Genomic DNA, 20,598 nt, shown 5'->3' with positions numbered 1-20,598 from the left:
AACGCTGGGCCCGGCAATGCTCGGGGAACGCCAAAACCGATCGACAGGTCAATGCAAAGGCAATTTAGCCAATCCCAGCACGGGTCAGATCGGAGCGACGTTCTAAACGTATTGTGGACTGAGTGTCCCAGCAGTTACCTCGGCGGCTCATGCTCTGCACCATGCGATAATGCCAGAGCCGCTGCCGGAACTTGCGACTCACATACTGCGAGCCCTGATCCGAATGGAATATGATCCCTTCAGGGCGTCCACGCTGCTCCCAGGCATGATCCAGCGCCTGAACGACCAGATCTGCATCTGCCGCATCAGACATGGCCCAGCCGACCACGCGGCGGGCACACAGATCCAGCACTACCGCCAGATAGCTCCAGCGTTGCCCTGTCCAGATGTAGGTGATATCGCCACACCAGACCTGATCAGGCTGTGCTACATCAAACTCCCTATCCAGCCGGTTGGGTATATCCAGCCGTTCTACGGTTGCGCGTTTGTATGCATGAGACCCCGGCTGTTTGCAGACCAAACCCAACTCGCTCATCAGGCGGCGCACCTTGAAGCGACCGATGCCAACTCCCTGATCGTTTAGCAAGCCCTGTATGGTACGGCTACCTGCGGAGCTGCGGCTCTTGTTGAACAGCTCATTAACCCGGGCTCTCAGAGCTACATGTTCAGCATCCACCTGCTGTATTGGGCTTAAGCGAGTAGTTTTTTATGTCTTGGGATGCTAAATATCGATATGCTGCATATCAAGCTTATCCGAGTTGCTACAATTGATATGCGATGAGAGATGCTTAGAAATTTCAGAGAATATAGAAATCAATAGGAGTCAAACCAAGTTTAATAAATCCTGAATGAAATGACAGGCTGCAAATGGATTGACAGAAAGTGGTGGCCCCATTGAACTTGCTGGCCGTTGCCGTTGACCTCGAAGAGGTCGAAACCGGGGTTGCCCTCGGGCGTCCGCTTCAGTCCAGGTTCGAGCGAGATAATTAGGGCGATGGCCTGATCCTCAATCTTTATCCGTGCTGCCTGATCGAGACCATCCGGATCAGACTCCTCGTCATCAGGATGCGCGCCGAGGTAGGAAATGAAGGGTCTTCCGCCAGCCGAGCCGGGCGACCGCTTCCCTTGCCCTCCGCTGTTGGTGCCACCGCTCTTGCCACATCCACCGGTGTGACCGCCGCCCGAGCCACCGTGCGCCCCACCATTGCCCTGACCGCCACGCCCTGCGCCACCTGTCGCGCCGTCGCCGCCATCCGGGTCAGGTGTGCCGGGAGGAATGTCCGGCATGTCATCTCCGCTGGGTTGACCTGCGGTTTTCGGCTCCTCGTCGGGCATCGTGCTGGGTACGGGATCGATCTCGGGTGGGGTGGTGATACCCAGCCGGGACGTTAGGTCGTCGACGCTGGTGATGCCGAGCTTTCGAAGCAAATCGAGGGCTGCTGGGTCGATGCCTGCTTCTTTGGCCAGTTGGTCGATGATCGGCGGCTTGAACGTGATCTTGGTCAGCAAGAAAGGATTGGGTTTCCAGCCGAGCGTGTCGAACACCACAAGGCCCGGCGGTACCAGCTCTCCAGTCGCGTCAGGCACCCAAGCCGCTTTGTTGAGACGGCGCAGGAAAGCTGCCGGGAATGGCGGCGTCCTGCGTTCGCCGTGATGAGTCCATGTGTACGCGCCGTCGAAGATGCCACGCCCCCGCGACGCTCTTCCAGATCGCCAAGACTTTCCCAGATCAGACGGGCGCGTTCGGCACGCTGTTCGGATGAGAGCTTGGGTAGCAGTTCGATCAAATCATCGAAGCCTTGCAGCAGCCAATCGACAACCCGGTTGTTGATGCCAGATGTCTCTGCGTGGCCCATTTGCCGTCGCAGTTCGTGGCGCTCGTCCCGCGATAGCGCATTCGGCGCGCCGGGGAAGAACTACGAACGCCTGCCCGCAGCGGAGATCGAGGCGGCGGTCGTCGCGCAAATCCGAACGGTGCTGACCAGCCCCGAGTCTATCGCCTCGGTGGTGCGCCACATCCAGCGCACCGGAGCGCAGATCGACGAGGCCAGCACGGTGATGGCGATGGGGCGACTCAACGACGTGTGGGATCACCTGTTTCCCGTCGAGCGTCACTGTATCGCCAACCTGATGATCGAACGCATCGATCTGGTTCATATCGGCGAGGTGCAAGGCATCAAGGTGAAGTGGCGGGAGCTTGGCTGGAACGCCTTGATCGAAGAATTCGCCCCAAAGAGCATCGGCCCGGAACTGCTGGAGGTCGAGGCCTGATGGACAGCCCACTCGAAACCCTCGTGCCTCTGCAGTTCAAACGCAAGAAGGGACGGCTGATGCTTGGGGACGCGCAGCGCGCGCACGACGTTACGATCATCGAAGCCATGGCCCGGGCGATGCACTGGAACGCACTGCTGGACAGCGGCGCTTACAGGAGCGTGACCGACATCGCGCAGACCGAAGACCTGATGCCGACCACCGTCGGCAGGATGATGCGCTTAGCGCGCCTCGCCCCCGACATCGTCGAACAGTTGGCAGGGTACCAGCCACGGCGGCTGACGCTGCTGTGGCTGATGCGAAACGACATTCCGGCACTGTGGCCCGAGCAGCACCAGATAGTCGAACAGTTCAGGTAGGCGGCACGATGTCCAGAAAACACTACGGCAAGCAGACGGGCCGCCCCATCACCCACGAACTTCCAGCACCTGCCGGTGGCGTGCGGCTCGAAACCTTCGTGCCCTGGTCACTGGTCAAGCGCGGGCGGCGGCGCAGGACAGTGCGTTGATGTGCGCCCTCGGGCTGGCGTACCACTGGCAACGGCTGCTCGACGAACAGCGGGCAGCGTCGGTCGCCGAGATCGCCGAGGTCGAGGGCATGGACGTGACGCAGGTGCGCCGGGTGATGCGGCTGACCCTCCTGGCCCCGGATGTCGTGGACGGCTGGCGGGCTCGCCTGACGCTGTGCTGGAGAAGGTGATGCGCCGTCTTTGGCCCTGCGGCTGGGGTGACCAGATGCGGGTGCTCGCGCCGCCCGCCTGACTGCGTCGAGCCCAGCGTCAGCAACCGCCTCCGGACGGCATTTTGTGCCTGCGCTGTTTTCGGTCGCCGCCGCTACAGGAGTTGCCAGCCACAACCGGCCGCACCTACCGGAACAGTGGCACGATCGCGGATGTCCTCGTGCAGGATGCGGCGCATTTCGATGATGGCCGGCGCGGTTCCCTGGACACTGTGCGTGGAACGGACGATTTTTTCGGATGCAGCACCATCCAGATGGGCGCTCCAGTAGGGCACCAGACCGTCGTCGGATTTGGTCAGTGGAACCTCGGGATCGAGGTGGCCGATGATCGAGTGATAGCGCACGCACGGCGAGATTGGCAGCCGGCGGCAGCTTGGACGAACGAGTCGGTGCGGTCGAGGTTGTCGATGCTGTTGGGTAGCCTGAGCTTGTCTGCGCCGGCCTTCATACCCTCGCTATGGGCCAGGTCGTCCAGCACGTCGGCGAAGCCTTTCAGCACGGTCAGCGGCAGGCGCACCAAGCCCCCAATGAAGTGCCCCAGGCGACCACCGGCCACCTCGGTGCCACGGTGCGGGGCCGCGATGAAGATCGCGCGTTCCACTTGGGGAAGCGGCTCGAAGTGCATCAGCGGGCCGACCCACTTGCGTAGTCGCTGCATTCTGCCGTCATCGAATTCGCGCTCAGCCAGCAACTGGTTCCACAGCGCATCGCCCTCCGTCGAAGACACCATCAGTCGCGAGATCACGCCGCCCATGCTGTGCCCGATCAGCACCATGTCACGGGAAGCCGCAGCGCTGCCTTGTGGATCGAAATGCCGCAGCGCCTCGTCCAGCGTCTGCCGGATCTCGTAGTGGTTCAGTGCGATCGGCATGTTGGTCGGGTAGTAGAACTGCCAGACCTGGAACCGGCTGCGAATCTCCTCGTCGCCCATCAGTTCGTTGGCCACGTTGACCCAGGCCTCCGGGCTGCTGGCCAAGCCATGAATCATCAGGATGATGCGGCGATCCGGGTCGTAGGGCTGCATCAGGTACAGGTACGGGCTCTCAATGCCCCGTTCACGTCCGAACAGACTGCGCAGCGATTGCCGGCTGAAGCCCGAGCGCGCCAGCCACAGCCCGTAGTTGGCGGTGAAGTTCGCCGCCAGCGGCACATCCTGTCTATGCAACTCGATCCTGGCGTCCCAGTAGGGGTCATGCACGGAAAGCACGACCTCGTGGGTAGAGAGTACCTGAGCAAGGTTTTCGCCAGGAAAACGCAGCAATGCAGTGATGGCCGTCGTCGGCATTTCGCTCCACGGCTGGCCGCTGCGCTGCTGCGGTCGTTCGATTCCTGCATCGGATGCACCCGTGTCGGCGTCCGCTGCCGCTGTCGTTACCGGATCAGCCGCCATCACCGCCACCAACTCGCCACCGAAACCGTCGCGCCGAAACGTGCTGCGCAGCCCGGAGAACGACAGTGACGAGGCCGGCAACAGTTCCTCTGCGGCAGGATTGCTCGCGCCCGGCTGGAGGGCACCACATCCGGCTTGTTGAGCGCCACGACCCACGGCCCATCCCTGAATACCGCATTCGCATTCGCCAGCGCCTTGCCGCGATAGCTGACGAACACAAGCGATGCCGCCTCCTGCACGGCCAGGTTGTAATAGTCGCGTACCTGGGTCTGGTGATCCTCAAAGGCCCGTGCATTCGGCGAGCGTTCGCTGAAGAACAAGTAGGCATAGGCATGCCGGGCCACTTCCAGCCAGGCGTTCAGGTGCGGATCGCCGGCATCGGGTGCGGTCTGTTACGTGGTGTGCGGTGAAGTCTTCGGCAAGGTCTGCGCCTGATTCAGCCACAACTCGGACAGAGCTGACAGGCGCTGCTCGGCGGCCACCCCCCGAACATCCGACAGGGCATGGATGCAGTCGGCGGCCTCTGGCTTTGCGCAGACACCATCGTCCAGACCTGCCACCCGGATTGTCTCCAGGGTGGCGACGCTGAGCTTGCCGCTGGTCAGGACGTCGCCCCGCTTGAGCGTAATGTACTCGCCGGGCGTCATGGCGGCGACTTGAACCGCCGGTTTGAATTCGTGCAGAACCGCGCAGCCGCTCAGTAGCAGCGAGGCCACCACCAGAAAACCCACGTTGCGTACCGGCTTCTCACGCGCTACCTCGTCGTTGGCGATCCGGGTTTGCTTGAGGTTTTTGCCTGCTTCGCGTACTCCCGGGAAATCGCCCCCAGTCCGCCCATGGCGAAGTGATACAAGTGGCTCGCAATCGCCTGCGAAGACATCTGGAAAACCTCCTGCAAAGGGCCGGGGAAGCTGCGGCCACCGACCAGGAGCATCAGGCAGGGGGCGATCACACAGAGCAGGCAACGAGTCAAGGCGGGATCTTCAGCGGGAATCTGGGTGATCTCGCTGAGCATGCGCCTCAAGAGCGCCACCTTGGGCTGTGCCTCGTTCTGGAAAAGTGTCTGCAGATGCGAAGTTGGCGCCAGCATCTCCCGGGCCAGGACGCGCAACTGCCACGCTTGAGGCTCTTGTGTCGCGTGCCCGACCAACTGCTCGATCAGCGCACGCAACTTTGACGCTGGAGCCAACTCACTGCCGACAAGCTGCTTCAGGTTGGCAAGGCCTAGTACCTGACCGTAAGACTCCGTCAATACAGCCTGGTACAGACCGCTGCGGTTGCCAAAGTGGTAGTTGAGGGATGCCAGATCCACCTGCGCCAGGGCGGCGATGGCCTTATTGGGTGTCTCGGCGTATCCCGTCGTGGCGAATAGTTCGCCCGCAGCCTCCAGTATTCGTGTTTTTGTGGCTTCGCCATCCGAGCGAAGTCCGCGTGCAGGTTTGTTCATTCCTCGATCGTCCAGAGCGGCACATACAGCTTGCATTGTCGCCTACATTAAGATTAAAATCAATTTAGTGTTATCGTAGTGTAGTGTAGTGTAGTGCAGTGCAGTGCATCGCATAGCCTCTATTTCGACTTCCTGGATCGTTTGACATGAAGAAGCCTCTCATTGCCTTTGGTCTTATCGTGGTGCTGGCGCTCGGCGCATGGGCCTGGATGCAGCAGCGGGACAAAGGTCACGACGGCACGCTGGTGCTGTACGGCAACGTGGACATTCGGCAGGTGTCGTTGGCGTTCGATGGCAGTGGCCGTGTGGCCGACATGAAGGTCGATGAAGGCGATGCCGTGAAGACCGGCCAGGTGCTGGCCACGCTCGACACCCGAACGCTGGCCCTGCAGGCTGAACAGGCGCAGGCGCAGATCGGCGTGCAGCAGCAGAACCTGCTGCGCTTGAAGAACGGTGCGCGCCCGCAGGAGCTGGCGCAGGCGCGAAGTGGTTATGTCGCCGCGCAAGCCGATGCCGAGCGCGCGCGCAAGGATCTGGCTCGCCTGCAAAGTATCGCGGCCAATACGGATAATCGTGGGGTTAGCGTGCAGGAACTGGATCGCGCCAGGGCAGCCGCGCAGGTTGCGGATGCGCAGGCCGCGCAAAAGCGCGACGCGCTGCGCCTGACCGAAATCGGCCCGCGCAAGGAAGACATCGCCGCCGCCGAGGCACAGCTGAAAGCCTCCGAGGCGCAACTGGCACTGCTGCAACATCAGGTTTCGCAGGGTCGGTTGGTCTCGCCATCCAACGCCGTGGTGCGTTCGCGCCTGCTGGAGCCGGGCGACATGGCTACGCCACAGAGGCCTGTGTACGCCTTGGCGATCACCGAGCCCAAGTGGGTGCGTGTGTACGTGAGCGAGACGGACTTGGGCAAGGTCAAGCCAGGTCAGACCGCGCGCGTGAACGTCGACAGTGCACCAGACAAGTCCATCACAGGCAAGGTCGGCTACATCTCTTCGGTCGCGGAATTCACGCCCAAGTCGGTGCAGACCGAGGAGCTGCGCACCAGCCTGGTCTATGAGGTGCGGGTGATCGTCGAGGACAAGGCCAACGCACTGCGCCTGGGTCAGCCGGCCACCGTCGTGCTGGGCGGCGGCGCGCAATGAGCCAAGCCGAGCCAGTCGGTGCCAGCATCGTCGCCGAAGGCCTGCGCAAGACTTTCGATGCCGGGGCTGATTGCCGCGCTGAGCATGTTGCAGACGCTGATGCTGGCGGCGCTGTCGGTGGCGCGTGAGCGCGCTTCGACCAGTTGCTGGTTCTCGGAGCCATTGCCCTGGCGCCGCAGCCGCCCAACGTCCCGCAGATCACCGCGGTGATGGGGGTGACCCGGCAAGGCGTTCTGAAGCAGATCAACCTGCTGGTCGACGAGGGGCTGGTTCAACCTTTGCCCAATCCTGCGCACAAGCGGTCACCGCTGTACGTACTCACCCCGATCGGCCAGACCACCTATGACGCTCTGGTTGATCGCTGGAACCAGCATGTGCAGAAGATAGCTTCCGAGTTCACCGCTGCCGATCTGGATGCGGCGATCCGAGTGCTGACGGTGATGTCGCAGCGTCATGCCAGCGAGCCATCCATTTGAGCGCCCCCAACCCCCTACCAAACGGAGCCTTGTATGCCTCTCTTGAAACCCCTGGATGAGAAGTTCCCAATCGAGCGGCAGCTTGGCGTCGAGGCCGAGCCCGTGGTTCTAGTCAACGTGTTCACGCTGGACATCACCGATGAGCCGGTGTTCCTGGCGGCGTGGAAGGACGATGCCGAGTTCATGAAGCGTCAGCCGGGCTTCATCTCGACCCAGCTTCATCGCGCTATCGGCGACAGCCCGACCTACCTGAATTACGCAGTGTGGGAGTCCACGGCGGCGTTCCGCGCAGCGTTCACCCACCCCGACTTCATCACCAAGCTCTCAGCCTATCCGTCGTCGGCCATTGCCGTCCCGCACCTGTTCCAGAAGGTCGCCGTGGCTGGCATCTGCACCGCATGAAAAGGAGAACCACGATGCCAAGGATCATTCATCCGTTCGCCGGTCTGGTCGCCATTCTCACCATCGCGACCTTCTGGCTCTCAACCGCCATTTCCGAACTGTTCGCCTCCGAAGCGACGGTGATCGCGGTCAAGACAGCCATCCCCTGGGGCTTCTTCCTGCTGGTGCCGGCTCTGGCTGCCACGGGTGGCTCCGGCTTCTTCCTGTCGAAGGGGCAGCGCAAGGGCCTGGTCGGCACCAAGCTCAAGCGCATGCCTTTCATTGCCGCCAACGGTCTGCTGGTGCTGATTCCGGCAGCGCTGTTCCTGGCCTCCAAGGCCAAGGCCGGCGAGTTCGATGCGACCTTCTACACCGTGCAGGCACTGGAGCTGATCGCCGGTGCGATCAACATCGCGTTGCTGGGCCTGAGCATGCGTGATGGCATGGCCTTGACGCAGTGGAGGCGCAAGAGCTTTCTTCGGCCTGCCGCCACCTTCGACGCCCAGATATCGGGTAAGAAAGAAATCGCCAGCGGCACATTGGGGCTGCGCTTGAGCAAGCCCGAAGGTTTCAAGTTTGTACCAGGGCAAGCTGTGTACGTGTCCTTCCCTGGTCTTAAAGAAGTAGATGCCAACGGGCAGATCCGAACACTCTCTATCGCCAGTGATCCAGATGATTCCGAATTGGAAATTGCAACCCGGCTGACCGATACAAGCTTCAAGCGCTACCTCGCTGCTGCAGCCATTGGCTCGGCCATCCAAGTCGAAGGCCCCTATGGTGATCTGGTGCTTCACGACGATGCGAATCGCCCAGCGGTATTTCTGGCAGGTGGCATCGGCATCACGCCGTTTCGCAGCATGGTTGTGGATGCCACGAGCCGAGGCTTGCAACACCGGCTGTTTCTGTTCTACAGCAACCGCAAGCCAGAGGATGCCGCCTATCTCGCCGAGTTGCGGGAACTCGAAAAGGAGAACCAGCAGTTCACGTTGATCGCGACGTTCACTGAGGGCGAGGCTGTCCAGCAAGGAAACGCCGTGGAGCATGGCTATATCACCACTGAAATGCTCGCAAAGCATGTGGGTGATCTTGCCGGGCCGATCTTCTATGTCGCCGGGCCGCCGGCCATGGTGTCGGCGATGGAAGGAGTACTCAAGAGCTCTGGTGTCGATCAGAGAAACGTGCATGCCGAGAAGTTCGCCGGTTACTGACAGGCATGCATGCACGACCACGATCCGTGCCGAGGGCGCGCTTGATGAGCTGCGCAAGCTGCAGCAACATCAAATCCATCTCCAACCTGCCGGCCAAGCCATTGCCGACATCTCCCGCCTGTCCGACCGGCAACAGAGGGTCTTTGCCGCCCTCGACCTTAAACAACCCACGCGACCCCGCCAAAGCGCCCTGTTGTAGTCCACACTTTTGAGGTGCCCCTCAATGCGATCAATGACTTGCGCGATTAACTGTCGAACTCGGGTGTACCAAGGGCATCTCGCTGAGCCAACCTGACTGCGTCGAGCCCAGCGCCAGCAGCCGCCTCCGGGCGGCTTTTTTGCGCCTGCTCCGTGTTCGGTCGCTCCCGCCCAGCAGTTGCCAGCCACAACCAATCGCCCGCAAACCCGCGCCAACAAAGGAAGTGGCCTCATGCACGCTCGCGAGACCAGTAGAGAAAACGGAGAACGGAGAGGCGGTGGTGGGGGTGAAAACGCGGGGGTTGGAAGGTTAGCGCTCGCGAGGCCATGCCCGGAAACCGCGCCAACACTGGGGGGCACGGGCGAAAAAAAACCAACCGAAAATTGTTGGCTTTTGAATAATGGTGGCCAAGGGCGGAATCGAACCACCGACACAAGGATTTTCAGTCCTCTGCTCTACCAACTGAGCTACTTGGCCTTTATAAAATAAAGGTAGCTTATAAAATTGGCTACATTTTATTGCTATTGCGCCAACAAATAATGTCTGCTTACTGGCGCGCCCGGCAGGATTCGAACCCACGACCCCTTGGTTCGTAGCCAAGTACTCTATCCAACTGAGCTACGGGCGCATTTTTTACGATAGATGTCTCTTTTGATTTCGTAACTTCTGCGAATAATGGCATGTGGATACGCTTGAAGAGTTGTGCATAATGTTATATCTAGGTTTTTTTGTCAAGAACCTAATTGTAAAGCAGTCGTATGAAATTGGAACTGCAGTGTAATGTTCCAATTTTTGAAGAGGTGTATATAGTGTAGTAACTGTTTAGTCCCGTTTTGTGATGGGTATGTGTGATGTACCATCAACACAGGAACAGGAGGAATGGTGGGAATGTATTACATGGGAGCGCTCGCACGACAGCGGCGGGTTTGTCGAGTGATACGACATAAGCTTGAAAATACACTGGCAGAGCGCTACACCATCAGCCCCAGTACGGTAGCGAAGTGGAAGAAATGTAATTTTCGCGCGATGCCAGGATGGGTTCGAAAGAACCGCATTCCGCTATTCTGACACCAGAGTAAGAAGCTGCTTGTGAATCCTTTCGCAAATACACGCTGCTATCGTTGAATGACTCTCTTTATGTCTTGCAAAGCAGCATTTCCTGCCTGCCCCGATCATAACGAACATCGCCTGTTCCAGTACCACAACATCAGTCGTTTACCAAAGGTGGAAGGGCAAGCAATATGTCAGAAAAAAGTTTTCCCAATATCCTATCGGTTATTCCATATCAATATTGCCGAAGGAAGCAATGCAGCTGCTGCACAATCTTATTGCCGCCGCGCCCTATAAAATCCGTACTATGCTGACAGAAAACGGTATCCAGTTTACCTGCCGCAAAACAGACCAATATGCCTTCTCGCATATCTTTAACAGTGTCTGCCTGGAAAATGGTACGGAACATCGCTTGATCAGATCAAATAATTCCTAGACCAATGGCCAAGTCGAACACATACCATACCGAACCTTCAAGGAATAATCGTCAAACGTTATTACTATGATAAGTTATCAGCGTTGTGAGAGAATTTCCTGAATACCTGCAACTTCGTCAAGCGGCCCATCTCCTGTGTCAGAATCTGAAAATCATTCAGTGAGCACGCACTGCGAACAGACCCTAACCAAGTATGTTGCTGAGGCATCAGTGTGCTGTAGCAAGCGGCTTGGGTCAAAAGCCCTGATCGTGAACGCTGCGGAAAAGGTGCCGTTCAGGCATCAGGGGGAACCGAAGAAAGCGAATTACCGTGAACTACTGTTCAAGGTGTCGAAAGTGTTCAAATGACGTCAAAACCGGGCCTTGATGTTATCTTGGGATCGGTATGGTCGGGGTCTGTTTATTGGCTATGCAGCGTCGCAGCGCGAGCTCGACTCAGGCTCTTACGTTGAATTGCGGGAACCTTCGAACACGATGTGAAGGGAAAGGCATGAGCATAGTCTGCAAGACCAATAGTACCGATGCGCATTCAAAGAGCGAAGCGATTCGTAGTAGTAATGAAATTATTGCAATGATGATGGCTTATCGAGTCAGGCGTTCATGTCAACCGCGTGAGCGGGAGAAGCATGGTCAAATGACCAAGCCGTTCGTTATTCTTCCCAAACAACTTGTCTGGGCGGCATCACCCTAATCCAGAAATTAGCTATGGTGACATAACATAGCCCCTACTTTTAAGCTCCGCCCTAAAAGGGGAACTACCAAGGCACCTATGGAAGTTGCGCAGGTGCAACGGTGGTGCGCGAATGGAGTACCTCGCAAGGAGGCGCCAAGAGCAAAGTACAGGCGAATCTGGTGTACTGTCAGGATGTTAATCGGCAGGAAAATGGGAAAGTACCTCATCGTACAGTTTATCTTCCTCGGCTACACATTCCAGCCGCGTAAAGCGATGGACAAGTATAGTCGTGTTTTCCTGTCCACATGTTCAGGCTGGTCCTGCGAGGGGGTGGGGCTGAAATGTCCCGGCCTATTCACCCTTGGCTATCTGTGTAAGAATTTTGTTGCCCTGCCAATGCTCGAGATTTCGTGCTGAAGTTTGTACACTGGAACAACTATGAGCACAAGCACAGCGGATTGAAGTCCATGACACCGTACTAGCACTACAGCGGTCAGACGCGTCAGGTGATAAATAATCGGAAAGCCGTCTACAGGGCAACAAATCCAAAATGCTGATCGTGGTATCAAGAACTGGAATCTACCGGGGCATATCGTGGGACTAAACAGCCTCCCAAGAGGCAGAATATGTACGGCTATTGGCGTAAATGGAATAAACTCGACTAGCACAGTGTGTGCGTGTTGGACAGGTACTCAAAAAATCAGGTTGGCACACAGTCCGCGAGAAACAGGGGCGCAACGCTTCAAGGACATGTTTGATTGATTACAATAGCTGATGAGTGTTTCATAAGGAGTTGCGCTGTTCTGTATTTTATTTAGCAGGATATCTGCATATAGTTCTCGTGAGTATCATTAATGGCAACAAACAGGTATTCCCGCAGATTGTCTTTTTAACAAGAGCAGTTATTTGGTATCGAAATGAACCAGCCCACCAGGGTAAGATTTGTCTTCCCGTTTCAAACGTTCCTGAATACTTGGATCAACTCTGGCCAGCCGTTACAATCCATATTGCATCCCGAATCGCTGGCTGGTGCTGTCATGGGGCGTAAACTCTTGTAGCCGGTTACACTTCTGCACCATCATAAATGGTTAGCCGGCTAACACGGAGGCGTTCTGCAAGATGTGCTACTTTCCATGATCGGATTTTATAAAGTCGCCAGGCCTCTTGTCGATTCAGTAAAGTTAAATGGCTTCGTTTGCGTGTGTTCATCTCCAGTATTTTCACAAATACTGGAAATTCTTACAGGTAGGAAGCTAGGATTGCGTTATGAATACAAGCTTGCTGATTAATGACGTGAATAAATACCCCCGGAGTTCTGGTTCAAATATTGTTCCGAGAATCAGTGAGGTACTTTGAGCATGGTTTGTTTCTAACTCGGATAATTCTCTATTAGGCGGCGTGATACCTGAACGAAATAACAAAATAGCGGTGAGGCGTGCGGTCATTTTTGTCGCTTACTCGATGTCTTTAGACCTGCTATGGATTTCTCCCAAGCAATGAAATTGTTTCGCAAACCGCCTCACCCCTAATGTATTACCTGGGTTTAAATTACTTTATGATTGCTTTTAATTCACCACTCAGGTAACGGTTTGCCATGGTTTCCAGTGAAATCGGTTTGATTTTTCCAGCCTGGCCTGCAGAACCAAATGCTTCAAAACGCGCTTTACAGATATCTTTGGCGGCAGCAGTAGCGTCCTTCAGAAATTTGCGCGGATCAAACTCGCTTTTGTTTTTTGCCAGATGGCGGCGTATCGCGCCAGTCATGGCGAGACGGATATCGGTATCGATATTGACCTTGCGCACTCCGTATTTGATACCTTGTTGAATTTCTTCTACAGGTACGCCATAGGTTTCTTTCATGTCGCCACCATATTCACGAATGATTTCCAGCCATTCCTGAGGAACGGAGCTGGACCCGTGCATCACCAGATGAGTGTTAGGAATTCTCTGGTGAATTTCCTTGATGCGTTCGATGGCGAGGATATCGCCAGTAGGTTTACGAGTAAATTTATATGCGCCGTGAGAGGTACCGATTGCAATTGCCAGTGCATCCACCCCAGTTTTTTTGACAAAATCAGCTGCTTCTTCAGGGTCGGTCAGCAATTGGTCATGCGAGAGTTGTCCTTCAGCACCATGGCCATCTTCTGCTTCGCCCTGACCGGATTCCAGAGATCCCAGACAGCCTAGTTCGCCTTCCACGGAAACGCCTACAGCATGTGCCATTGCGACTACTTTGGCAGTGACATCGACATTATATTCAAATGATGAGGGTGTCTTTCCATCTTCTTCCAGAGATCCATCCATCATTACGCTGGAAAAACCGCTGCGAATGGCGTTGATGCACACAGATGGTGATGCCCCGTGATCCTGGTGCATTACAACAGGGATATGGGGATAGGCTTCAACTGCTGCTGCGATCAGGTGGCGCAGGAATGCCTCACCAGCATACTTACGAGCACCTGCCGATCCTTGCATGATTACCGGGCTGTCGCATTCATCAGCCGCCTGCATAATTGCATGAATCTGCTCAAGGTTGTTTACATTGAAAGCCGGGAGGCCATATCCGTTTTCGGCGGCGTGGTCCAGTAGTTGACGTAAAGATACAAGTGCCATTCAAGTCTCCTTTATATGAAAATTAATGTGTTTATTTTCTGATAAAACTAAAGCCTTATGTTCTTGTGCAGGGAATAAGCTGGTATTTCGGTACTGTTTCACAGTGATGATATTACTGATTTTATAGATTCAACTGTGGATCAGAAAAAGTCTGTTGTCCTACTTCCTTTGTTAGCGGTGTAGTTACTCTGGAACTACCTACTCTGACAAGTTTCATAGTATTTGTTCCGCCTGCTTTACCAACAGGTTCGCCAATTGTCATGATGATTAGATCTTCATTCCGTATCGCACCGCGTTTAAGTAATTCATCTTCCGCCATGCTGAGAATGATTTCAGGATCACATAATCCCTGCCCGAATTTTATGGGATAGACACCACGAAAAAGAGTGACCTTGCTCAAGGTATCTTCTTGCGGGCTCAAAGCAAAAATTGGAACTTTTGAACTTCTGCGGGACATGAACAATGCTGTTACGCCGCTTTGCGTCAACGCTGCAATCGCTCGAATCTTGAGTGAGCCGGCTGTATACATGGTAGCCCGTGCTATGGCATCTTCGATGCTGACAGGTTGTGTATCCGGCGAGCGGCGAAAACTCAGATTAACCGAGTATTCCTTTTCTGCTTCCAGACAAACTCTCGCCATAGCTGCGACAGCTTCTACCGGGTATTGTCCTGCAGCGGATTCGGCGGATAACATGACGGCATCCGTACCATCCAGTACTGCATTGGCAACGTCTGATACCTCCGCGCGCGTTGGAATAGGATTGAATATCATCGATTCCATCATTTGCGTGGCTGTAATCACTAGTTTATTAGCTTCACGTGCGGATCGTATCATCCGTTTTTGCAGGGCAGGGACCGCCGCATCTCCTACCTCAACTGCCAAATCGCCCCGAGCAACCATGATTGCATCGGATGCACTCAGAATATCATCCAGCGCCAGAATGGCCTCGGAACGCTCGATTTTTGCCATGAGTAAACTATGTCCCTTGGCTTCCTGCATCAATGCACGCGCGCGTCTGATATCTTCCCCCGAGCGAGGAAATGACACCGCGAGATAATCCGCTCGCAGAATGGTTGCAGTTTTGATATCTTGCAGATCTTTTGCTGTTAGCGCAGGGGCGCTCAACCCCCCCCCTTTTCGGTTAATACCTTTGTTGTTGGAAAGTATCCCGCCCTGTAGAACGTCGCAATAGATTTCACTTCCCCGGACTTTGGTTACAGTCAGAACGATGCGACCGTCATCCAGTAAGAGAACCGCACCTGCTTCAACATCGTTGGGCAGTTCCCGGTAATCCAGTCCAACCCGTTCCTGATTGCCCAGTTCGCATTCTGCATCGAGAATGAACTCATCTCCGACCTTGAGCGTAATTTTTCCCTGTTCAAACTTGCCGATTCGAATTTTTGGTCCTTGCAAATCAGCCAGTACACCTACTGTACGGCCAAGCGAATGGGCGAGCGAACGAACGAGTTCCACGGAAGCAATATGCTCCTCCTTTGTTCCGTGTGAAAAATTGATACGGACAACATCGACACCAGTTTCAATCATTTGTCCCAGGATATCAGGGTTGCTGGAAGCTGGCCCCAGCGTTGCCACAATTTTTGTTCTTCGCATCATTTCCGAAATTCCTGGAAGAAAGTCTTCTCAGGCCTCACTGTGCACGTAATTCCAGAATCTCGACAGCAGGTAGTTTTTTTCCTTCCAGAAATTCCAGGAATGCACCGCCAGCAGTGGATATGTATGAAACTTTATCGTAGATATCGTATTTCTGAATAGCGGCAATCGTGTCACCGCCGCCAGCCAGAGTAAAAGCGTCGGTTTCAGCAATGGCTTTTGCGATTGCGTGTGTTCCTTCTCCAAACTGATCAAATTCAAACACGCCGACCGGACCATTCCAGACAACTGTACCGGCCTTCATGATGATGTCGACCAATTCTTGAGCACTTTTTGGACCGATATCAAAAATCATGTCATCGTCGGAAACAGCATCTGCCTCTTTTAAAACAGCAGGTTCATCAGCAGCAAATTTTTTCCCGACAACAACATCAACTGCGATGGGAATCGTTGCATTGCGCTGGTTCATTTTATTCATCAGGGATTTCGCCATGGGTACCAGTTCGTCCTCACATAGAGATTTTCCAACGTTGTGTCCGGCGGCCTTGAGAAAAGTATTGGCAATTCCTCCGCCAACCACGAGCTGATCAACTTTCTCGGTAAGCGATTCCAGAACAGTCAGTTTGGTGGAAACTTTGGAGCCTCCCACAATTGCGACCAGTGGGCGTGCAGGCTGGTGCAGGGCTTTGGTTAAAGCATCCAGTTCTTCAGTTAGTAGAATGCCGGCACAGGCAACTGGTGCGTACTTGGCTATGCCATGTGTTGAGGCTTGTGCACGGTGTGCCGTGCCAAAGGCGTCCATAACAAACACATCACACAAACTGGCGTATTTTTTTGCGGTTTCTTCGAGATTTTTTTTCTCGCCCTTGTTGATCCGGCAATTTTCCAGGACGACCAACTCTCCGGGCGAAACTTCGAATCCACCATCGACCCAATCCTTGATCAATCGAACTGTAGTTCCCAATCTTCGGCTAATATCATCGGCAACGGGCTGGAGAGAATTTTCCTCAGTCCATACACCTTCTTCCGGGCGTCCCAAATGGGAGGTTACCATGACTTTTGCCCCCTGCTTCAGGCAGTGGTTTATCGTTGCCATTGATGCAGTAATACGCGCGTCTGAAGTTACCTTACCTTCTTTCACAGGAACATTCAGATCAGCACGGATAAAAACGCGTTTGTTCTTCAGATCTAGATCGACAAGTTTAATAACTGACACATTGACTCCATGGTTTAGCTAACATTAGGATGTTATAAGATAATCAGATGAAAATCGATTGATTTTCCAATATAAGAAGGATGGTAAAAATATAGACTTATCTGTTCATGAAAGCTGCTATATCAAGATTGATTTTTCTATTTATTAAGCAGCAAAGCTGTAACCAGTGGAGAACCGGTTACAGCACAATTTCCGGAGCAAGAATAAAACAACCAAGGCTGGTTATTTTATTCTTGAAATGTATTTTTGGTCTTTAATTGCCACGGCCGGCAATAACCCGTACCATTTCCAGAACTTTGCAGGAATAGCCCCATTCGTTGTCATACCAGGCAACCACTTTCACGAAATTCTTATCCAGCTGAATACCGGCTTCCGCATCGAACACCGATGTATGAGTTTCTCCACGAAAATCAGTGGAAACTACCTTCTGATCAGTGTAGCCCAATATACCTTTCATGGAGCCTTCGGAAGCCGTTTTCATTGCATTACGAATTTCATCGTAGGATGCATCTTTTTCCAGTTCCACAGTTAGATCCACAACTGAGACATCAGAAGTGGGTACGCGAAAGGCCATGCCAGTCAGTTTTTTATTGAGCTCGGGAATAACTACGCCGACTGCTTTGGCTGCGCCAGTGGAGGAAGGAATGATGTTTTCAAGAATGCCACGTCCACCACGCCAGTCTTTATTGGAAGGACCATCAACCGTTTTCTGCGTAGCCGTGGCAGCATGGACGGTTGTCATCAAGCCGCGCTTGATTCCCCAGGTGTCATTCAGTACTTTTGCGATCGGGGCTAGACAGTTAGTGGTACATGATGCGTTGGAAATGATGGCTTCGCCCTGGTATGTTTTATCGTTAACGCCATAAACATACATGGGGGTATCGTCTTTGGATGGAGCAGTCATGACAACTTTGGGAGCACCCGCCCTGATGTGTTTTTCGCAGAGTTCCTTGGTCAGAAACAGACCGGTTGATTCCACTACAACATCAACATTGACCTCATTCCATTTCAATTCTTCCGGATCCTTGATGGCCGTTAAGCGAATCTTCTTGCCGTTTACTATCAGGTCATTACCGTCAACGGAAACATTTCCCTTAAAGCGACCGTGAACGGAATCATGCTGCAGCATATAAGCGAGATAATCCGGCTCCAGTAAGTCATTGATTGCAACAACTTCTATATCATTAAATTCTTCTATGGAAGCACGAAAAACCATCCGTCCGATACGACCAAAACCATTAATACCAACTCTAATTGCCATTCCTTTATCTCCGTATTTTTACTAAAAACCTGTTTTGCAGATAAGAAAAGAACTTTCCACGTTTATACAATTCTTTTTACCGCATTTACGACATTTTCAACAGTAAAGCCAAAGTATTCGAATAATTTTTCTGCGGGAGCTGATTCACCGAATTTATCAATTCCAACCACTTCTCCTTCAAGCCCTACATATTTGCGCCAAAAATCGGTTACACCGGCTTCTATAGCCACGCGCGCAATACCTTTGGGCAACACATTATTCTGGTATACCAGATCCTGTTTATCGAAAATGCTAGTGCAGGGCATGGATACGACGCGTACCGCAATACCATTCTCAGCCAGGGTTTTCTGCGCATCCATTGCAAGCCCGACTTCCGAGCCAGTTGCAATAATAATTGCCTGCGGATTTCCATTGGCCGCTTCGGAAAGGATATATCCTCCCTTTTTAATTAGGCTGATCGTTGCTGCATCTCGTTTTTGAAATGGCAAGTTTTGGCGGCTAAATATGAGCGATGTGGGACCTTCTCTACGCTCTATGGCAGATACCCAGGAAATGATGGATTCGACCGTATCACATGGACGCCATACATCCATGTTGGGGATCATGCGCAATGTGGCAGTTTGTTCGACCGGTTGATGCGTCGGACCATCCTCGCCCAGTCCGATTGAGTCATGAGTATATACAAAGATATTGCGAATTTTCATCAATGCCGCCATTCGCAACGCGTTTCGGGCGTATTCTGAAAACATCAGAAAGGTTCCACCATAAGGGATAATTCCACCGTGCAATGACAGGCCATTCATGATCGCACTCATGCCAAATTCCCGTACACCATAGTGGATATAATTGCCGACGGAGTCTGCACTCATTCCCTTGGAGCCGGACCACATGGTGAGATTGGAGCCGGCAAGATCAGCTGATCCGCCGATCAGCTCGGGCAATACCGGCGCTAATGCCTCAATTGAATTTTGTGATGCTTTTCTGGTGGCGATACTTTCTTCTCTGGCGTTGATTTGGCTGATGATTCCTTCAACGTGATCAACCCATTTGACGGGCAGTTCACCAGCCATTCTGCGGGTAAATTCTATGGCTTCGGCAGGGTATTTTTTGCTGTATTCCGTGAACAGAGTGTTCCAGGCGGATTCCAGTGCTTGACCTTTGGAACGGGCATCCCATGCATCATAAACTTCTTGTGGAATTTCAAATGGTAGATAGTTCCATCCGATATGAGGACGGGCAGCGGCGATTTCATCCTTCCCAAGCGCCGCTCCGTGAATGGAACTGGTGTTGGCTTTGTTGGGTGAACCCATGCCAATCACTGTTTTACAACATATTAATGTAGGCTTGTCCTGTGTTTTTTTGGCTGTTTCAATAGCTGCTTGTATTGCCACAGGATCGTGCCCGTTAACATGTGGAACAACATGCCAGCCATAAGATTCAAAACGTTTTGGGGTGTCATCAGTAAACCATCCTTCGACATGCCCGTCTATCGAGATGCCGTTGTCATCGTAAAAGCAGATCAGTTTGCCCAATTGTAGCGTTCCTGCCAGTGAACAGGCCTCGTGTGAAATGCCTTCCATCAGATCGCCATCACCCAGAAACACGTAAGTGTGGTGATCCACAATTGGGAAATAGGGGCGGTTGAATTCTTCTGCCAGAATTTTTTCTGCCAGGGCCATGCCGACAGCGTTAGTAATCCCTTGCCCTAGCGGGCCCGTTGTAGTCTCTACGCCAGGGGTATAACCATATTCGGGATGACCTGGGGTTTTTGAGTGAAGCTGGCGGAAATTTTTTATATCTTCGATGGACAGATCATAGCCGGTTAGATGGAGTAGGGCATAGATCAGCATGGATCCATGGCCGTTTGATAACACGAAGCGATCACGGTCTGCCCATTCGGGATTTGTCGGGTTATGACGCATGTGGTGAATCCACAATACCTCTGCAATTTCCGCCATGCCCATCGGCATACCCGGGTGGCCGGAATTTGCTTTCTGGACGGCATCCATGGCCAGTGCACGGATTGCGCTGGTTAGATTGTTGAATACTGGTGCACCAAAGTCATTAAATGCTTCCTTCATTTGTTCTTGTCCTCGATTATTCAAAAACCGCCGCCCGCAATGTGATGTACCGCATGATGGCCAACAAAAACCGGCAAAAGAGGGCATTATCTCTTAAGTCTAGGTAGTTCACAATACGGAATGCAATTTCTCTCAGGGTGATCGTGCTTAAAAAAGTTTGCGTTTAGAGTCTGTTTACGATGTTCTGAGTAATTGGCTTGGTCAAGTAAAACCAGACACTCCGGTTAAGCGATTTTCCCAATAGTTCTATTTTTGCCCCGTAATTGATGAGAGCTTTTACATCCCAAATATGAACGCGGCTGGTGACTGTTATAAAGCTACCTTGTACTTCTTCGGTTCTACGGCTGTCATAATTGTGGTTGCGGAGTTCGCTATGTTCCGAATCGTTTCCAGTATTTCCT

Annotated in this window: 17 protein-coding genes, 2 tRNA genes and 2 pseudogenes; 8 read left to right on the top strand and 13 right to left on the bottom strand. The window is 53.6% G+C overall.

The window, feature by feature from the left end; translation table 11 throughout:
* Positions 1 to 124 precede the first annotated feature (124 nt).
* Positions 125 to 673: pseudogene (locus tag ABO04_RS03295) on the bottom strand (IS3 family transposase); the annotation flags it as partial.
* 161 nt (positions 674 to 834) lie between these two features.
* Positions 835 to 1,548 carry a hypothetical protein gene (locus tag ABO04_RS03290; RefSeq protein ID WP_160809265.1) on the bottom strand — a complete coding sequence of 238 codons (714 nt, stop codon included), beginning with the start codon at positions 1,546 to 1,548 and terminating at the stop codon, positions 835 to 837.
* A 282-nt stretch (positions 1,549 to 1,830) separates the two neighbouring features.
* Here ABO04_RS03290 and ABO04_RS03285 point away from each other — a divergent pair, with 282 nt between their 5' ends.
* From ABO04_RS03285 to ABO04_RS11875, 3 genes are all read left to right on the top strand, one after another.
* Positions 1,831 to 2,271: a hypothetical protein gene (locus ABO04_RS03285; protein WP_205012737.1), complete on the top strand. Its 441-nt coding sequence runs from the start codon at positions 1,831 to 1,833 to the stop codon at positions 2,269 to 2,271.
* On the top strand, positions 2,271 to 2,630 hold the full coding sequence (locus ABO04_RS03280; RefSeq protein ID WP_160809263.1) for a site-specific recombinase resolvase: 360 nt from the start codon (positions 2,271 to 2,273) through the stop codon (positions 2,628 to 2,630). Before ABO04_RS03285 ends, ABO04_RS03280 begins: the two co-directional genes overlap by 1 nt.
* Positions 2,631 to 2,778: 148 nt before the next feature.
* The gene (locus tag ABO04_RS11875; protein WP_205012736.1) at positions 2,779 to 2,970 is read left to right on the top strand and encodes a hypothetical protein; all 192 of its coding nucleotides are present in this window, start codon (positions 2,779 to 2,781) and stop codon (positions 2,968 to 2,970) included.
* Between the two features lie 134 nt (positions 2,971 to 3,104).
* Here the strand turns inward: ABO04_RS11875 and ABO04_RS12005 are convergent, their stop codons facing one another.
* From ABO04_RS12005 to ABO04_RS03265, 4 genes are all read right to left on the bottom strand, one after another.
* On the bottom strand, positions 3,105 to 3,284 hold the full coding sequence (locus tag ABO04_RS12005; RefSeq protein ID WP_240141399.1) for a hypothetical protein: 180 nt from the start codon (positions 3,282 to 3,284) through the stop codon (positions 3,105 to 3,107).
* Between the two features lie 20 nt (positions 3,285 to 3,304).
* Positions 3,305 to 4,555 (bottom strand): hypothetical protein, encoded by a 1,251-nt coding sequence (locus ABO04_RS12000; RefSeq protein ID WP_240141398.1) that lies wholly within the window; start codon positions 4,553 to 4,555, stop codon positions 3,305 to 3,307.
* 236 nt (positions 4,556 to 4,791) lie between these two features.
* The gene (locus ABO04_RS11995) at positions 4,792 to 5,130 is read right to left on the bottom strand and encodes a hypothetical protein (protein ID WP_240141397.1); all 339 of its coding nucleotides are present in this window, start codon (positions 5,128 to 5,130) and stop codon (positions 4,792 to 4,794) included.
* A 23-nt stretch (positions 5,131 to 5,153) separates the two neighbouring features.
* Positions 5,154 to 5,846, bottom strand: coding sequence for a TetR/AcrR family transcriptional regulator (locus tag ABO04_RS03265; RefSeq protein ID WP_160809261.1), 693 nt, complete (start codon positions 5,844 to 5,846; stop codon positions 5,154 to 5,156).
* 146 nt (positions 5,847 to 5,992) lie between these two features.
* Here ABO04_RS03265 and ABO04_RS03260 point away from each other — a divergent pair, with 146 nt between their 5' ends.
* From ABO04_RS03260 to ABO04_RS03245, 4 genes are all read left to right on the top strand, one after another.
* Entirely contained in the window at positions 5,993 to 6,991 is a 999-nt protein-coding gene (locus ABO04_RS03260; RefSeq protein ID WP_160809259.1) for an HlyD family efflux transporter periplasmic adaptor subunit, read from the top strand.
* 143 nt (positions 6,992 to 7,134) lie between these two features.
* Positions 7,135 to 7,467 carry a MarR family winged helix-turn-helix transcriptional regulator gene (locus ABO04_RS03255; RefSeq protein ID WP_160809275.1) on the top strand — a complete coding sequence of 111 codons (333 nt, stop codon included), beginning with the start codon at positions 7,135 to 7,137 and terminating at the stop codon, positions 7,465 to 7,467.
* A 33-nt stretch (positions 7,468 to 7,500) separates the two neighbouring features.
* The gene (locus ABO04_RS03250) at positions 7,501 to 7,869 is read left to right on the top strand and encodes an antibiotic biosynthesis monooxygenase family protein (protein WP_160809257.1); all 369 of its coding nucleotides are present in this window, start codon (positions 7,501 to 7,503) and stop codon (positions 7,867 to 7,869) included.
* Positions 7,870 to 7,883: 14 nt separating this feature from the next.
* The gene (locus ABO04_RS03245) at positions 7,884 to 9,056 is read left to right on the top strand and encodes an FAD-dependent oxidoreductase (protein ID WP_160809256.1); all 1,173 of its coding nucleotides are present in this window, start codon (positions 7,884 to 7,886) and stop codon (positions 9,054 to 9,056) included.
* 600 nt (positions 9,057 to 9,656) lie between these two features.
* On the opposite strand, the gene ABO04_RS03240 is transcribed toward ABO04_RS03245, so the two are convergent.
* A tRNA-Phe gene (locus ABO04_RS03240) sits at positions 9,657 to 9,732 on the bottom strand.
* Positions 9,733 to 9,806: 74 nt separating this feature from the next.
* Positions 9,807 to 9,883, bottom strand: a tRNA-Arg gene (locus tag ABO04_RS03235).
* A gap of 223 nt (positions 9,884 to 10,106) precedes the next feature.
* Between ABO04_RS03235 and ABO04_RS11990 the strand changes: the two are divergent.
* Positions 10,107 to 10,827: pseudogene (locus tag ABO04_RS11990) on the top strand (IS481 family transposase); the annotation flags it as partial.
* Positions 10,828 to 12,962: 2,135 nt separating this feature from the next.
* Here the strand turns inward: ABO04_RS11990 and fba are convergent.
* The 5 genes from fba to tkt all read right to left on the bottom strand — a co-directional run bounded on the left by fba (position 12,963) and on the right by tkt (position 20,197).
* On the bottom strand, positions 12,963 to 14,027 hold the full coding sequence (gene fba / locus ABO04_RS03230; RefSeq protein ID WP_160809254.1) for a class II fructose-bisphosphate aldolase: 1,065 nt from the start codon (positions 14,025 to 14,027) through the stop codon (positions 12,963 to 12,965).
* Positions 14,028 to 14,148: 121 nt separating this feature from the next.
* Positions 14,149 to 15,642, bottom strand: a complete 1,494-nt coding sequence (gene pyk, locus ABO04_RS03225) for a pyruvate kinase (protein WP_160809252.1) — start codon at positions 15,640 to 15,642, stop codon at positions 14,149 to 14,151.
* A gap of 34 nt (positions 15,643 to 15,676) precedes the next feature.
* Positions 15,677 to 16,855 (bottom strand): phosphoglycerate kinase, encoded by a 1,179-nt coding sequence (locus ABO04_RS03220; RefSeq protein ID WP_160809251.1) that lies wholly within the window; start codon positions 16,853 to 16,855, stop codon positions 15,677 to 15,679.
* Positions 16,856 to 17,108: 253 nt separating this feature from the next.
* Positions 17,109 to 18,116 (bottom strand): type I glyceraldehyde-3-phosphate dehydrogenase, encoded by a 1,008-nt coding sequence (gene gap / locus ABO04_RS03215; RefSeq protein ID WP_160809248.1) that lies wholly within the window; start codon positions 18,114 to 18,116, stop codon positions 17,109 to 17,111.
* A 62-nt stretch (positions 18,117 to 18,178) separates the two neighbouring features.
* On the bottom strand, positions 18,179 to 20,197 hold the full coding sequence (gene tkt / locus ABO04_RS03210) for a transketolase (protein WP_160809246.1): 2,019 nt from the start codon (positions 20,195 to 20,197) through the stop codon (positions 18,179 to 18,181).
* Positions 20,198 to 20,598 lie beyond the last annotated feature (401 nt).

Origin of the sequence: Nitrosomonas sp. HPC101 (assembly GCF_009833125.1) — a bacterium.
Lineage (GTDB): Bacteria > Pseudomonadota > Gammaproteobacteria > Burkholderiales > Nitrosomonadaceae > Nitrosomonas.
Note: the sequence above shows the minus strand (reverse complement) of the source record. Positions and strands in the feature narration are given on the sequence as shown.